Source organism: Erwinia tasmaniensis Et1/99, assembly GCF_000026185.1.
GTDB lineage: Bacteria > Pseudomonadota > Gammaproteobacteria > Enterobacterales > Enterobacteriaceae > Erwinia > Erwinia tasmaniensis.
The window spans coordinates 1,422,915-1,437,405 of the sequence record NC_010694.1 but is presented as its reverse complement, the minus strand read 5'-3'; the positions used below and the strand labels follow the sequence as shown (position 1 = coordinate 1,437,405).

Sequence of the window (14,491 nt, the reverse complement as noted above, 5' to 3'; positions counted from 1 at the left end):
GCCTGCCATTAAGCAGGTCATTAACAGGAGAACGGCATGAAATATATCGGTGCCCACGTCAGCGCAGCGGGCGGCGTGGATCGGGCGGTAGAACGCGCCTCGGAGTTGGAAGCCACGGCTTTCGCCCTCTTTACTAAAAACCAGCGCCAGTGGCACGCGGCTCCGCTCACTGATGAAGTGATTTCCGCCTTTCGCCTGGCCTGTGAAAAGCACCGCTATACCCCGGCGCAGATCCTCCCCCATGACAGCTATCTGATTAATTTGGGCCATCCGGTGGCTGAAGCGCTGGAAAAATCACGCGACGCGTTTCTTGATGAGATGAACCGTTGCCAACAGCTTGGCCTGACGCTGCTCAACTTCCATCCCGGCAGCCATTTGCAGCAGATTACGGAAGATGAGTGCCTGAAGCGCATCGCCGAGTCGATCAATATCGTGCTGAATAACACCGCGGGCGTTACCGCAGTGATAGAAAATACCGCCGGCCAGGGCAGTAACCTTGGCTTTCGCTTCGAGCATCTTGCGGCAATTATTGACGGCGTTGAGGATAAATCTCGCGTTGGGGTGTGTATTGATACCTGCCACGCCTTCGCCGGGGGCTACGATCTGCGTAGCGAAGAGGCGTGCGTCAACACCTTTGCCGAATTCGAGCGCATCGTGGGTTTCCAGTACCTGCGCGGCATGCATCTTAACGATGCTAAAAGCGAGTTTAATAGCCGGGTCGACCGTCACCACAGTCTGGGCGAAGGCAATATCGGCAAAGCCGCGTTTAGCTGGCTAATGAAGGATAAGCGTTTTGACGGTATCCCGATGATCCTGGAAACGATCGACCCAGAGATCTGGAAAGATGAGATTGCATGGTTGAAGTCAGAACAGAAGTAAAAATGACGGAGCGCGTTAACGCTCCGTCACGGTCAGCCTAGTCTCTGTCTTTAAGGGTGGCCTTTACACGGCCAACCCTTTTTTTAAGGCTGTCATCAGGCCTGGGCCACTTCCGTTTCCGGGCGTTTCAGCAGCGCGTAAGACAGGCCTGCTACCAGCGTACCGGCAATAATCGCCAGCAGGTAGCCCACTACCGGTGTGATCGCGCCAGGGATCAGCAGCACGAACAGACCACCGTGAGGAGCCATCAGCTTAGCGCCGATGGTCATGGAGATGGCTCCCGTTACCGCACCGCCAATAACGCAGCATGGCAACACGCGCATCGGATCACGGGCAGCAAAAGGAATGGCCCCTTCAGAGATAAAGCACATCCCCAGTACCAGCGCTGCCTTGCCTCCCTCCTGCTGACTTTTGCTAAATTTGCTACGCGCTACCAGCGTTGCCACGCCCATTGCCAACGGTGGCACCATACCCGCTGCCATGATCGCCGCCATTGGCGCATAGGTTTGCGAACTGAGCAGCCCGACGCCAAAAGCATACGCAACCTTGTTCAGCGGCCCCCCCATATCCAGACACATCATGCCGCCGAGGATAGCCCCCAGCACCACGGCGTTGGCCGTTCCCATATTTGCCAACCAGGCCGTCAGGCCAGACATGATGCCGGCAACCGGTTTACCCACCACGTAGATCATCAGCAACCCCGTGACCAGGCTGGAAATCAGCGGGATGATCAGGATGGGCTTCAGCGCTTCCATACTGGTTGGCAGCTTCAGTTTTGAGCTAAGGAATTTCGCCGCATAACCGGCAATAAAACCAGCGATAATCCCGCCAAGAAAACCGGCATTAATACTGGTCGCCAGCATACCGCCGACCAGGCCCGGTGCCAGACCAGGGCGGTCGGCAATGGAGAAAGCAATAAAGCCGGCTAAGACTGGCACCATCAGCGCCAGCGCGGTGCCGCCGCCGATCTGCATCAGCGCGGCCGCCAGCGTGCCGGGTTCTTTAAAGGCGGTGATACCGAAAGCAAATGACAGGGCGGTAATTAATCCCCCCGCCACCACCATCGGCAGCATATAGGAAACGCCGGTCAACAGGTGACGATAGGCTCCTGCCTTCTGCTTTTTCTCTGGCTGAGCGCTCTGCTCGCCACCCTGGGGCTGATACGGCTTGGCTTCCGCCACCGCTTTGTCCAGCTCCTGCGCGGTTTTCTTCAGCGCCAGACCGGTTGAGGTGCGGTACATCGGCTTCCCGGCAAATTTCGCCAGATCCACTTCAATATCCGCAGCGACGATCACCAGATCGGCCGCCGCCACCTCTTCATCGGTGATTACGTTGCCAGCACCGACTGAACCACGGGTTTCCACCTTGACCCACCAGCCGCGTTTTTTCGCCTCGGTGTTAATGGCTTCAGCCGCCATAAAGGTGTGCGCCACGCCGGTTGGACACGCGGTGACGGCTAATACGCGTTTTGGTCCGTTCGCCGTGGTTGCCGGAACGGCTGCCTCGGAAACGGGCGCACTATAAGGCCGGGCTTCAGTTTGCGCCTGCGCCAGTACCTGCGCCGGTTGACGCAGCAGCTGCGCGACATCCGCCAGATAGAGCGCTTTACCATTGAGCGCGGCGTCGGCCGGAATGTTTTGACCTGCCACGATCGCCAAATCGGCTTCCGCCGGGTTTTCGGTCAGCGTGATGTTGGCGCCGGCTGCCGCCGCCGTGGTGATTTTTTTGGCCAGATAGCCTGTAGCCAGTCCCAGTGAAGGATCGATTATCAGCAGCGTTTTCATTATGCGTCTCCTGCTGTCAGTGGTTAATAGGATGTAAGTCGACACGCGCCATCATCGCGGCTAGCCGCGTGCGGTCTGTCACGCCGACATTGCTCTGGCTGACGGCCAGCGCCGCCACCGCGGTAGCAAGACGCAACGTGTGCTCGCTGGATTCGCGCATCAGCAGTCCGTAAATCAAACCGCCTACCATAGAGTCGCCTGCCCCCACGGTACTTACCACCTCGCAGGCCGGTGGCTTCGCCATCCATTCGCCGGAGGCGTTAACCCATAGCGCCCCTTCAGCCCCAAGCGAAATCACCACGTGCGCGATGCCCTGCTCACGCAGCGCATGAGCGGCGTCGATCACATCTTGTAACGTCGGTAATTTTCGCCCTGCCCAGATTTCCAGCTCTCGGCGATTAGGTTTAACCAACCACGGTGCGGCCTTCAGTCCGGCAACCAGCGCCTCGCGGCTGCTGTCGAAAATGATGCATGGGCAGTGGCTGCGCAGTTGGGTCATCCACTCGGTAAAAGCATCGGGCTCGACACCGGCCGGCAGACTGCCGCTGACGCAAACCATGTCGAACTGGCCGAGCCAGGTCAGTGAGTCGGTGGTAAAACGATCCCAGTCCTGCGGCGTGACTTCAAATCCGGAAAAGTTCAAATCGGTTACATCACCGTCCTGCTCCGTCAGTTTGACGTTGATACGGGTACGTCCTTCCACCACCTGGAAACGGTTAGCAATACCCAGTTCGCTGAACAGCAGCTGAAAACCGTCCTGGTTTTCTTTGCCGAGGAAACCGCCAACGGTGACATCGATGCCTAAATCTTTCAGCACCTTAGCAACGTTAATCCCTTTTCCTGCCGCATGCAGCCCGGTCGTTTTTACCAGATTGACTTCGCCGCGCTCAATTTCCGGGGTATATCCTACCAGGTCATAGGCGGGATTAAGGGTGATAGTGGCTACGCGTCTGCTCATGCTGCCCCCTCGCCCAGACCCGCGGCGATAGCTTCACCGACCGCATCCAGGGCACGGCGCGCATCTTCACCGCTGGCGGTGAAGCGCAGACGATGGCCTTTTTTCACGCCGAGTGCCACCACCTTCATCAGGCTGCGACCGTTGGCCGGTTTACCGCTGCCGTCAAGATTAATCACGCTAACCTCGCAGTTATACTGCTTGATCACACTGACCAATGCGGTGCCCGGACGGGCGTGCAGGCCGTGCTCATTGCGGATGGTAAATTCTTCGGTCACCACGTCAGCCTGTTCGGACACGTCGCTGGTGAGTAATGCCAGAATACCGGCGGCATCTGCGCTTAACAGGCGCTCAGCCTGCTGTTTAATCAACAGATCGCTTAAGTAGTTCAACACGCTCAACGGCTGGTCATCGGCAACGGAAACCGTGATCAACAGTGCTGCCGTTTCCCCCTGTACATCGAAGGGTTTAGCCGCACGGCTAACCGCAACAGCGCTGGCCACGTTGCCATCCGGGCTGTCGCTCAGCCAAATGCCCTGGCCAAGGTTGAGGGGTTTTGCTGAAATGACGCCGGTGACGAAAGAGGCTTCTACCGCGCCCGTCTGTTGCAGACGTCCGGCGTTCAGCGCCTGTAACGTCATCAGATCGCTGGCGGCAACCTCGGTAGCAATCAGCGAGGTATCAAACTTGAATTCAGCAGCCAGCTTTTCGCCCATCAGGATGCTGCGTAACGTTTCGGCTGAATCGGTATTTTTGAGCTGCTCCGCCACGCTGTCGTCACTTAGCACGTGCGTCAGCTGGCGCAGCAATGCCAGGTGTTCGTCAGATTTCGCCGCAATACCGATCACCACATAGGCCGTCTGGTCTTCTCCCCAGGCGATGCCCTGCGGAAACTGGAAAACCTGTACGCCGGTTTTCAGCACCAGATCGCGGGTATCGGTTGTTCCGTGCGGAATGGCAATGCCGTTACCCAAATAGGTTGACGTTTGCTGCTCGCGCGCCAGCATGCCTTCGACATAGCCCGCGCCAACGTTTCCGGCTGCGGTTAATGCAGCGGCGACTTGACGAATGGCGTCCTGTTTATCATCAGCCCTGGCTCCAGGCTTGATGGCATTAAGTTCTAGTTGGAACATAGTTCTCCCCGTTGCTGAATTTGAATCGTTTCAGCTTATTTGAGAAAAAAAGCGCAACCGCTACAGTAACAACCTGAAGAGACAGCGCTGAAACGTTTCAATGATTTTGTTATGGTTCATGGAACCGTTGCAAGTTTTACCGTAAACGGCATAGCAGATTTTTGACAGTCAGCACATTTTGACGCGGGTTTTCGGAAAAATACGCTGGTAAAGAACGCGGCTGAAGCGGACGCTGAAGTCCCTCCCCTGCCTCTGATATCGTACCTGACGATTGTGACACATCGCCTATGGAGCCGTTTTTGCTTCCAGATCCAACAGAAACACCATCGCCTGCTCGCGGCTGGTGCCGCACATTTCCCGCTGGGGTTGTAGTCCGGCACACGCTTTTGGCCGCAGCGGGGAGCCAAAAATCATGCAGCGTCGCTGAGCATCCAGCTGAACGCATGGCGTATTTGCCGGTTTACCCTGCGGCATACCCGGTATAGGCGATGAAATAGAAGGAGCGGTACAACAGGCTCCGCAGGCGGCTCGACACTCCATACCTTTCTCCCGTCAGAAAAGCGCGACAATAGCAGGGCACGGTGCTGAATACTATGCTTACAGCAGCCGGGCGATGCTTCTTCTTCCCCGACTGACGCAGGCAGATCTTGCCTGGCGACGCGAGCGCGAGTAACGTGTCGCGATAAATTGTTTCCCTATCTACCCTCGAGACCTGTTTTATGCCAAGAGCTAACGAAATTAAAAAGGGCATGGCCGTGAACCTTAACGGCAAGCTGCTGTTAGTGAAAGATATTGATGTTCAGAGCCCAAGCGCCAGAGGCGCATCTACGCTGTACAAAATGCGCTTTACCGATATTCGGAGCGGGATGAAAGTTGAGGAGCGCTTTAAGGGTGATGAGATTATCGACACCATTTCGCTCAGCCGCCGTCAGGTGACCTTCTCTTATATTGATGGTGACGAGTACGTGTTTATGGATGATGAGGATTACACGCCGTACAACTTCAAGCGCGAGCAGATTGAAGATGAACTGCTGTTCCTGCCAGAAGGCGGCATTCCGGGGATTCAGGTTTTGACGATGGATGGACAGATTCTGGCGCTGGAACTGCCCCAGACGGTGGATATGGAAATTGTTGAAACGACCCCTGGAATAAAAGGAGCTTCAGCCAGCGCGCGGACGAAACCCGCCGCCATGAGCACCGGTCTGATTATTCAGGTACCTGAATATCTCAGTAACGGAGATAAAATCCGCATTCATATTCCTGAACGCCGTTATATGAGCCGCGCCGACTAGTTCAACGTCACTGTGCCATCATCCGATGGCACCAGAGCCTTTTTAAATAATCCACTAATTATTATTGATAGTGGATAGTGACCGTACCGCGGCGATGCTGGCCATCCAGCCAGGATATTCGCACATTACCAACGCTATTAGGCAACTTTTGCCATGCTGTATCTTCCAGCGCCAACGTTTTAATATTTGCCAGACCGGCCTTATTGCAGGATACATCGACTCGTTTCTGCTGTATTGTCGTATCGCAAAGTGATTCGACCACCGCTCCGATAAATGTAATAGTTCCCGAATCACTTCCTGTTTGGCTATTTCCTGCCAGTGCTATGCTCGTCCATGAGGCGAATAACATTATGACCGAAGCCGCTAATATACTCTTCATGCTAACCTCACTTTTTAAAACCAGTATTAGATAAATCTGTACTGATGTCAGAGCGGATAAGAATGATTGCCCTGTAACAATTTATCTTAGCACTGAAATCCAGCCGGACTTTCTCACTACGACGACCCTGTAGCGCCACTGATTATCGGCGTTGAAAAGCACAACTTTAATCATCGTCATCCACACAAGAGTTCTACCGCTCGTTACGCAGACGGGCAGAAAATGTCTCGAGGACTGATGTTGCAGGCCAACGGTAAGGCCCTGGCAAGGACGATGTAAGCAACCCAATGCCTGCCAGAGAAAATGAAGTGTTTTGTCAAATACTCAGTACATTCTTAGTTTATAATTCCGCGCATTATTAACCCGCTGCTTTTTATGAAGATGGCTTACCGGTATGAATTTTAAACGCTTATCACTTATCCTATTGCTAAATGTGCTCGGTTTAGCGCTGTTTTTTTCCTGGTATCTGCCGCCCCAGCATGGCCAGTGGTTTATTATTGATAAAACCATCTTCTATTGGTTTAACCAACACATACGCACCAGTCCGGCACTGCTGTGGCTGGTGGCAATCACCAATTTCCGAGCCTTCGATGGCGTTTCGCTGCTGGCAATGGGGGGACTTTATCTTTGGTTCTGGCAAAGAGAAACGCCACAAGGACGCCGCAGGATGTTCGCCATCGGAATTGCCATGCTAATTAGCGCGGTAGGTTTGAATCAGCTTGGCCATCTGATCCCGGTTTCACACCCCAGTCCAACCCGATATTTCCCAGACGTGAACCATGTAGCCCAGCTGACCGGCATACCGACCAAGGATTCTTCCGCTGACAGCTTCCCCGGCGATCACGGATTAATGCTGATTATTTTTGCCTGTTTTATGCTGCGTTATTTCACGCGTGGTGCATTTGTCGTTGCGGCGATGATCGTGCTGGTCTTCGCCATGCCGCGTGTGATGATAGGCGCACACTGGTTTACCGATATTGCCGTGGGTTCCTTGTCCATTGCGCTGGTGGGTATGAGCTGGTGGTTGCTCACACCGGCCAGTGATTATCTGGTTAACTGGCTACATCGTCATTTACCGGGTAAATATAAGCCGACGCGTTAAGGTCGGATTAACAGCGGGCGCGTCAGTGTTTACCGCCCGCTGTCCTCTTGTCCGCCACGTTCGTCTCCCGATGGCGATGATTTGTGGTTGCCATGATCAGGCTACCTTATCCCCTTCAGCAGCGTGATTTTCACTACGATGGCTATTCCATACATCCATGTCTTACGGGCAGAACAGATTACGCCGCTCCGCGCTCTGTTAAAACCAATTAATGCACGTCGATCGCACAGCAAAAACCTCTAAGAAAGTACTCAAAAGCTCTCGCCATGCGGCTTGTAATCGGGTAACCTCAAATTCGGTCAGACAATAAGCGTTAAATTATTTCGGTAACTTACATTTTGAATTGTGCTTATTAACACTTTTTAACGCTTTCCGAATTGTCTTATCACTATGTACTCATTTAATCTCGTTCTGTTTCGCACCTTTCTAGCGGCTCCGTCGCTAAGGACTTCAAGGGATCACACACACAATGGTCACGTCTCAACCTGTTCTGAGATATATCTTGCGGGCTCTCCCCGCCGTTGCATTAGCAACACTGTTGTCAGCATGTAGTTCGAACAGCGGACATAACGTACAAACTGATACTCATGCAGTTAAAGATAAAAATGGTTTTTTACTGCAAGCGTCTCAGGATGAGTTCGAACAAATGGTTCAGAACGTGGACATTAAATCCCGTTTAATGGATCAATATGCCAGCTGGAAAGGTGTCCGTTATCGTCTCGGCGGCACCAGTAAGCGCGGCATCGACTGCTCTGCTTTTGTCCAGACCACCTTCCGTGAACAGTTCGGTCTCGACCTGCCCCGCTCTACCTATGAGCAGGAAGATACTGGCAAAAGCATACAGCGTACCAAGCTGAAACCCGGCGATTTAGTGGTATTTCATTCGGGTTCAACGGGTCGTCATATTGGTATTTACCTTACCAATGACAACTTTGTTCATGCCTCTACCAGCAGCGGCGTAATGATTTCAAATCTGAACGACTCCTACTGGAAAAATCGCTTCCGTGAAGCTCGCCGGGTACTGAGCCGAACGCAAAGTTGATTGTAATCCGTTGAGTTCTGCGAAACAGAGATAATAAACGCTGCCCACGGCAGCGTTTAATTTATATACCCTTTCCGTTTTTTCACTCCCCATGCCGCGATATTTGTTTACTGCACGATTTGCCTTTCCTGTTGAATGGGATGTTTCTTAGCCAAGAAAAGACAAAGGTGTCGAAATGTTTCAATAAGTTAGAGACAAACTCCCTCGCCTCGTTATATCCTCCTTGACTGACGCTCGCGAAAGCAGTTTGCATCCGATACAGGCTAAAACGAGAGAGATAAAACTCTATGCCATTATCTACCACAGTCAGACGGCATGCTCTCCAGCCGCACAGAGTCGTATTTCTGAGTGCAGGTATTAGCTTTCTCTCATTTCTCCTTTTTATCGTCATCTCTGTCGCCGTCACCTGCCATCAACGCGCTGAAGCGCATAACCAACTGATCGGCCAGACTAGAAGCTACGTGATCCGTGTGATGGATGAACTCAAACAAATCCTGCTCCCTTTGCAAGCAGAAACATTTGACCACTGCGATCGCGTACGTGACGATCTGGCGGAACAGGCGGCATCGACTCCCAATATTCGCTACATTCTACTGGTAAACAATAACGCCGCCTTCTGCTCCTCGGCATCCGGCCCGATGAACAATGAAATACATCAAATATCCCCTTTTACTAACGACAACAAAGCGGTGGATATTCGTCTGGTTTCCGGTGCGCCGATGCTACGAGGCAAACCGGCTATGGTGTTGTGGTTGAGAAATCCCACCACGCCCGGTAACGGGGTCCTGGCTACCCTTAACTTAAATATGACGCCTTACCTCCTGCTGGCGTCGCAGCAGCGTGAAAATACCGGCATGGCTATTGTGACCGGAGATACCGCCATCACGACATGGAATGAGCAGGTCATTAACACCGATGCGCTGCCGCCAAATCCACTACGGCGCATTGCTATCCCCGGCTATCCCATGATGCTTTACTTTTACGGCGAAATACTCCCCGAGCGCGACCTGCACATCATCATCATGGCCGGGTTGCTGGTCGCTGTTCTGGTTGCCAGCATCTGCTACGTGCTTTTCAGACTGCGGCTGCGCCCAGGTAAAGAAATTATGCAGGGGATAAGACGTGGCGAGTTTCACGTAGAATATCAGCCCATCATCGCCACCGGCAGCGATACGGCATACGGGCTTGAAGCGCTGATGCGCTGGGTTCATCCCACCGAGGGCCGTGTACCGGCCGATGCTTTTATCAGCTATGCCGAAGGGCAAAATTTGATTGTGCCGCTCACGCGCCATCTGTTTGCCCTGATTGCCAGGGATGCCCATCAGCTGTGTAAAGTGGTGCCAGTTGGGACTAAGTTAGGGATTAATCTCTCACCCAGTCACCTGACCAACCCGGACTTTCGTAAGGATGTGCGTCAGTGGCTGGCGATGATGCCCGTTGACCATTTTGAGTATGTTTTTGAGATTACGGAACGTACGATGGTTTCGGAAAGCAATGCCGACGAGATGTTTGACTGGATACATCAGCAGAATATTAAAATTGCCATCGATGACTTTGGTACAGGTCATAGCGCTCTGCTTTATCTGGAGAAGTTTCATTTTGACTATCTCAAAATAGATCGCGGTTTCGTGCAGAGCATCGGCATGAAGACGGTGACGTCTCCGGTACTGGATACGGTACTGACGCTGGCGCGAGAACTGAAATTGAAAACCGTTGCGGAGGGTGTCGAAACAAATGCACAGGCACAATGGTTGATTAATCGAGGCGTCACCCACCTGCAAGGATACTTTTACAGCCGCCCCCTTGGCGTCCAGCAGCTCGCGAAATACTTTAGTGGATCGCAGCCAGCGTCTGAAGACTGCGCAGACATAAGCGGTTCGATCGCCCCTGTCAAAACAGGTAAATAACTTTTAATATCGTCTTATTCGCCAGCGCAATGGTGCCGGCTGGCCCATCGCGAATTCATCACTGCCCGGAGCCGTCAGACCATGATCGTGCGTGTTGCTGCCCTTGTCTTACTCGTCCTGAGCGTCGGCTATTCCCATGCTGAGAAAATCAATCAGAGCGACAGCTTTGCCCAGCTTGGAACTCCAAAATACCAAGCGGGATTCACCCACTTTGATTATACCAATCCGACTGCCCCCAAAGGCGGCGCGGTAACGCTCTCCGCCATCGGCACCTTTGATAATTTTAACCGTTCGGCAATGCGTGGCAACCCCGGCATCGGTACGGAAACGCTGTATGACCGTCTGTTTGTCTCCTCTGATGATGAAACCGGTAGCCTATACCCATTGATTGCGACCTTTGCCCGCTACCCGGATGACTACCGCTGGGTTGAGATTACCCTTAATCCGCAGGCCCGCTTTCATGACGGTTCCCCCATGACGGCGGAAGATGTGGCCTTCACTTTTCACCTGTTTATGACCCAGGGCGTGCCGCAATATCGCCTGGTTTATAAAGGCGTGACGGCAAAAGTGATTTCTCGACTGACGGTGCGTTTCGATTTGCCTAAACCCGATCGAGACCAAGTGATCTCCCTGCTTTCCACGCCGGTTTATCCGCGCCACTACTGGAAAGATCATAATCTTGCCGATCCGCTGCCAGCCCCGCCGCCGTCAAGCGGGCCTTACCGCATCAGCGCCTGGAAAATGGGCCAGTCCATCACCTATACGCGGGTAAAGGATTACTGGGCGGCCGATCTCCCGGTTAACAAAGGACGTTTTAATTTTGACACCCTCCGCTTTGACTATTACCTCGATGATAACGTTGCCTTTGAAGCATTTAAGGCTGGAGCCTTCGATTACCGCAGCGAAGGTTCCACCAAAAAATGGGCTACCCAGTATACCGGCAGCAATTTCGCCAACGGGTATATCGTCAAAGACGAGCAGCCTAACGCCGTAGCTACCAATACCCAGTGGCTGGCATTTAATATTCAGAAAAGTCAATTTGCCGACAGGCGAGTACGCGAAGCCCTGTCGCTGCTGTTTGATTTCGAATGGATGAACAAAGCGCTGTTCTACAACGCCTACAAACGGGCGGACAGTTATTTTCAGAATACCGAATACGCGGCGCGCGCTTATCCTGATGTCAAAGAACTGGCCGTTCTGACGCCGTTAAAAGGCCAATACCCGGCGGAAGTGCGCGACAAAATTTATCAGCCGCCTAAGACCGACGGTTCAGGCTACGATCGTGAAAAGCTGTTACAGGCGCTGGCCCTGCTGAAACAGGCGGGATGGGAGCTGAAAAACCAGCGGCTGGTCAATGTGAAAAGCGGCCTGCCGTTTCGTTTCGAACTGCTGTTACCCGGTGGGGGCAGCACGTCGTGGGTGCTGCCCTTCCAGCATAATCTCTCACGCGTCGGTATTACCATGGATCTACGCCAGGTGGACAGCTCGCAATACCTTGCGCGTTTGCGCAAGCGCGACTTTGATATGACACCCACGCGCTACCTCGCTTTCGCTACCCCCGATACCAACCTGAAGATTGTCTGGGCATCCGCCTATATTAATTCCTCATGGAATACCCCAGGCGTGTCCAGTCCTTTGGTTGATAACCTGATCGACCAGATTGTTCAGCACCAGGGGGATAAAGTCGCATTATTGACGCTTGGCCGGGTGCTTGACCGCGTGCTGTTGTGGAATAACTATATGATCCCAATGTGGTACACCGCCAACGATCGCTACGCGTACTGGAATAAGTTTTCCATGCCCGCTATACGACCTGCCTATGCGCAAGGTTTTGATAACTGGTGGTTTGATGTCAATAAAGCCGCACGGTTGCCGGCACAACGTCGTTAAGGAGCCTGACTGTGGGTGCGTATTTAATTCGTCGCTTATTGCTGGTCATTCCCACGCTGTGGGCGATTATTACCATTAACTTTTTTATTGTGCAGGTCGCACCCGGTGGGCCGGTAGACCAGGCGCTGGCCAACATCCAGTTCGGCCAAAGCACCGGGTTAGCGGGCGGCGGCGGCGAAGGGTCGGCGCACGGACGTAGTGCGCTGAACGCCCAGCCGGGCGACAGCCAGTATCGCGGATCGCGCGGGCTCGACCCGGAAGTGATTGCCGAGATAACCAAACGCTACGGTTTTGATAAACCGCTGCACGAGCGCTACTTCACCATGCTATGGAACTATATACGCTTTGACTTTGGCGACAGCCTGTTTCGCAGCAGTTCAGTCATTCAGCTGATAAAAGAAAGCCTGCCGGTATCGGTTTCACTCGGACTGTGGAGCACGCTGATTATTTACCTGGTTTCCATTCCGCTGGGGATCAAAAAAGCGGTGCGTAACGGCAGCGCCTTTGATATCTGGAGCAGCACGCTGATTATTATTGGCTACGCGGTCCCGGCATTCCTGTTCGCCAATATTATGATCGTGATATTTGCCGGCAGCAGCTATCTGGACTGGTTCCCTCTGCGCGGCTTAACCTCGCCGCAGTTCGATAGCCTGCCGTGGTACGGCAAAGTCACCGATTATCTTTGGCACATCTGCCTGCCGGTGCTGGCGACCACCATCGGCGGCTTTGCCACCTTAACCATGTTGACGAAAAATTCGTTTATGGATGAAATCCGTAAACAGTACGTGGTGACCGCTCGCGCCAAGGGGCTGGACGAAAAGAAAATCCTCTATCGTCACGTCTTTCGTAATGCCATGCTGCTGGTGATCGCCGGTTTTCCGGCCACGTTTATCAGCATGTTTTTTAGCGGCTCGTTGCTGATTGAAGTGATATTCTCACTAAATGGCCTGGGATTACTGGGTTACGATGCCACTATCCAGCGCGATTATCCGGTCATGTTCGCCACGCTGTATATTTTTACCCTGGTTGGCCTGTTGCTGAATATTTTGAGCGATATCACCTATACGCTGGTCGATCCCCGCATTGATTTTGAGGGCCGTCAATGAGCCGCTTAAATCCGATTAATCAGGCGCGCTGGGCGCGATTTAAACATAACCGCCGCGGTTACTGGTCGCTGTGGATCTTTGCAGTGCTGTTTATTCTTTGTCTTGGCGCGGAGCTACTGGCCAATGACAAACCGCTGGTGATGCGCTACCAGGACCGCACCTGGTTTCCGCTGCTGGTGAACTATCAGGAGAGCGACTTCGGCGGCCCGCTGGCGACGCCTGCGGATTACCAGGACCCCTGGCTACAATCACGTCTCGCGCAGAACGGCTGGGCTATCTGGGCGCCCATCCGCTTCAGCGACGACACGATTAACTTTGCCACCCGCACCCCCTTCCCTTCTCCGCCTTCCGCGCAAAACTGGCTGGGTACTGACGATAACGGCGGCGACGTGCTGGCGCGTATTCTTTACGGTACGCGTATCTCGCTGCTGTTCGGCCTAATGCTGACCCTCTCCTCCAGCGTTATCGGTGTCTTTGCCGGGGCGGTGCAGGGCTACTTTGGGGGCCGTGTGGACCTGTGGGGACAGCGCTTTATTGAAGTCTGGTCAGGCACCCCGACGCTATTCTTAATTATCCTGCTTTCCAGCGTGATCCAGCCCGGCTTCTGGTGGCTGCTGGCCATTACCCTGCTCTTTGGCTGGATGAACCTGGTCGGCGTGGTGCGCGCCGAGTTTCTGCGTACGCGTAATTTTGACTACATTCGCGCCGCACAGGCAATGGGCGTCAGCGACTGGCGTATTATTTCCCGCCATATGTTGCCTAATGCAATGGTTGCCACCCTGACCTATCTGCCGTTTATCCTTTGCGGCTCTATTACGACCCTGACGTCACTGGATTTTCTTGGCTTTGGGCTGCCGCTGGGTTCACCTTCATTGGGGGAGCTACTGCTACAGGGCAAAAATAATCTACAGGCTCCCTGGCTGGGCCTGAGCGCTTTCTTCACGCTGGCGATCCTGCTGTCGCTGTTAATCTTTATCGGTGAAGCGGTACGCGACGCCTTTGACCCGAGTAAGGTGTATTGA

The 14,491-nt window shown here is 53.5% G+C and carries 13 protein-coding genes; 8 read left to right on the top strand and 5 right to left on the bottom strand.

The window, feature by feature from the left end; genetic code table 11:
- Positions 1–36: 36 nt before the first annotated feature.
- On the top strand, positions 37–879 hold the full coding sequence (nfo, locus tag ETA_RS07470; protein WP_012441017.1) for a deoxyribonuclease IV: 843 nt from the start codon (positions 37–39) through the stop codon (positions 877–879).
- 95 nt (positions 880–974) lie between these two features.
- Here the strand turns inward: nfo and fruA are convergent, their stop codons facing one another.
- The 4 genes from fruA to ETA_RS07450 all read right to left on the bottom strand — a co-directional run bounded on the left by fruA (position 975) and on the right by ETA_RS07450 (position 5,291).
- Entirely contained in the window at positions 975–2,663 is a 1,689-nt protein-coding gene (gene fruA / locus ETA_RS07465; protein ID WP_012441016.1) for a PTS fructose transporter subunit IIBC, read from the bottom strand.
- Between the two features lie 16 nt (positions 2,664–2,679).
- Complete coding sequence (gene fruK, locus ETA_RS07460) at positions 2,680–3,621, bottom strand: 1-phosphofructokinase (protein WP_012441015.1); 942 nt, start codon at positions 3,619–3,621, stop codon at positions 2,680–2,682.
- Complete coding sequence (gene fruB / locus ETA_RS07455; RefSeq protein ID WP_012441014.1) at positions 3,618–4,751, bottom strand: fused PTS fructose transporter subunit IIA/HPr protein; 1,134 nt, start codon at positions 4,749–4,751, stop codon at positions 3,618–3,620. Before fruB ends, fruK begins: the two co-directional genes overlap by 4 nt.
- A 285-nt stretch (positions 4,752–5,036) precedes the next feature.
- The gene (locus ETA_RS07450; RefSeq protein ID WP_012441013.1) at positions 5,037–5,291 is read right to left on the bottom strand and encodes a YkgJ family cysteine cluster protein; all 255 of its coding nucleotides are present in this window, start codon (positions 5,289–5,291) and stop codon (positions 5,037–5,039) included.
- 179 nt (positions 5,292–5,470) lie between these two features.
- On the opposite strand from ETA_RS07450, the gene yeiP reads away from it, so the two are divergent.
- On the top strand, positions 5,471–6,043 hold the full coding sequence (yeiP, locus tag ETA_RS07445) for an elongation factor P-like protein YeiP (RefSeq protein WP_012441012.1): 573 nt from the start codon (positions 5,471–5,473) through the stop codon (positions 6,041–6,043).
- A gap of 61 nt (positions 6,044–6,104) precedes the next feature.
- Here the strand turns inward: yeiP and ETA_RS19895 are convergent, their stop codons facing one another.
- On the bottom strand, positions 6,105–6,422 hold the full coding sequence (locus tag ETA_RS19895) for a hypothetical protein (RefSeq protein ID WP_157861788.1): 318 nt from the start codon (positions 6,420–6,422) through the stop codon (positions 6,105–6,107).
- A 394-nt stretch (positions 6,423–6,816) separates the two neighbouring features.
- Between ETA_RS19895 and ETA_RS07440 the strand changes: the two genes are divergently transcribed.
- The 6 genes from ETA_RS07440 to ETA_RS07415 all read left to right on the top strand — a co-directional run bounded on the left by ETA_RS07440 (position 6,817) and on the right by ETA_RS07415 (position 14,491).
- Positions 6,817–7,524 (top strand): phosphatase PAP2 family protein, encoded by a 708-nt coding sequence (locus tag ETA_RS07440; protein ID WP_012441011.1) that lies wholly within the window; start codon positions 6,817–6,819, stop codon positions 7,522–7,524.
- Between the two features lie 469 nt (positions 7,525–7,993).
- Positions 7,994–8,566: a bifunctional murein DD-endopeptidase/murein LD-carboxypeptidase gene (gene mepS / locus ETA_RS07435; protein ID WP_012441010.1), complete on the top strand. Its 573-nt coding sequence runs from the start codon at positions 7,994–7,996 to the stop codon at positions 8,564–8,566.
- Positions 8,567–8,853: 287 nt separating this feature from the next.
- Positions 8,854–10,473: a cyclic di-GMP phosphodiesterase gene (locus tag ETA_RS07430; RefSeq protein ID WP_012441009.1), complete on the top strand. Its 1,620-nt coding sequence runs from the start codon at positions 8,854–8,856 to the stop codon at positions 10,471–10,473.
- 81 nt (positions 10,474–10,554) lie between these two features.
- A complete protein-coding gene (locus ETA_RS07425) occupies positions 10,555–12,363 on the top strand; it encodes an extracellular solute-binding protein (RefSeq protein ID WP_012441008.1) in 1,809 nt (602 codons plus the stop codon).
- Between the two features lie 11 nt (positions 12,364–12,374).
- A complete protein-coding gene (locus ETA_RS07420) occupies positions 12,375–13,469 on the top strand; it encodes a microcin C ABC transporter permease YejB (protein ID WP_012441007.1) in 1,095 nt (364 codons plus the stop codon).
- Entirely contained in the window at positions 13,466–14,491 is a 1,026-nt protein-coding gene (locus tag ETA_RS07415; protein ID WP_012441006.1) for an ABC transporter permease, read from the top strand. The genes ETA_RS07420 and ETA_RS07415 overlap by 4 nt, the downstream gene beginning before the upstream one ends.

Excerpts from the sequence above, each read along its gene's own strand:
- nfo (WP_012441017.1), top strand. The coding sequence starts at position 37 with ATGAAATATATCGGTGCCCACGTCAGCGCAGCGGGCGGCGTGGATCGG.
- fruA (WP_012441016.1), bottom strand. The coding sequence starts at position 2,663 with ATGAAAACGCTGCTGATAATCGATCCTTCACTGGGACTGGCTACAGGC.
- fruK (WP_012441015.1), bottom strand. The coding sequence starts at position 3,621 with ATGAGCAGACGCGTAGCCACTATCACCCTTAATCCCGCCTATGACCTG.
- fruB (WP_012441014.1), bottom strand. The coding sequence starts at position 4,751 with ATGTTCCAACTAGAACTTAATGCCATCAAGCCTGGAGCCAGGGCTGAT.
- ETA_RS07450 (WP_012441013.1), bottom strand. The coding sequence starts at position 5,291 with ATGGAGTGTCGAGCCGCCTGCGGAGCCTGTTGTACCGCTCCTTCTATT.
- yeiP (WP_012441012.1), top strand. The coding sequence starts at position 5,471 with ATGCCAAGAGCTAACGAAATTAAAAAGGGCATGGCCGTGAACCTTAAC.
- ETA_RS19895 (WP_157861788.1), bottom strand. The coding sequence starts at position 6,422 with ATGAAGAGTATATTAGCGGCTTCGGTCATAATGTTATTCGCCTCATGG.
- ETA_RS07440 (WP_012441011.1), top strand. The coding sequence starts at position 6,817 with ATGAATTTTAAACGCTTATCACTTATCCTATTGCTAAATGTGCTCGGT.
- mepS (WP_012441010.1), top strand. The coding sequence starts at position 7,994 with ATGGTCACGTCTCAACCTGTTCTGAGATATATCTTGCGGGCTCTCCCC.
- ETA_RS07430 (WP_012441009.1), top strand. The coding sequence starts at position 8,854 with ATGCCATTATCTACCACAGTCAGACGGCATGCTCTCCAGCCGCACAGA.
- ETA_RS07425 (WP_012441008.1), top strand. The coding sequence starts at position 10,555 with ATGATCGTGCGTGTTGCTGCCCTTGTCTTACTCGTCCTGAGCGTCGGC.
- ETA_RS07415 (WP_012441006.1), top strand. The coding sequence starts at position 13,466 with ATGAGCCGCTTAAATCCGATTAATCAGGCGCGCTGGGCGCGATTTAAA.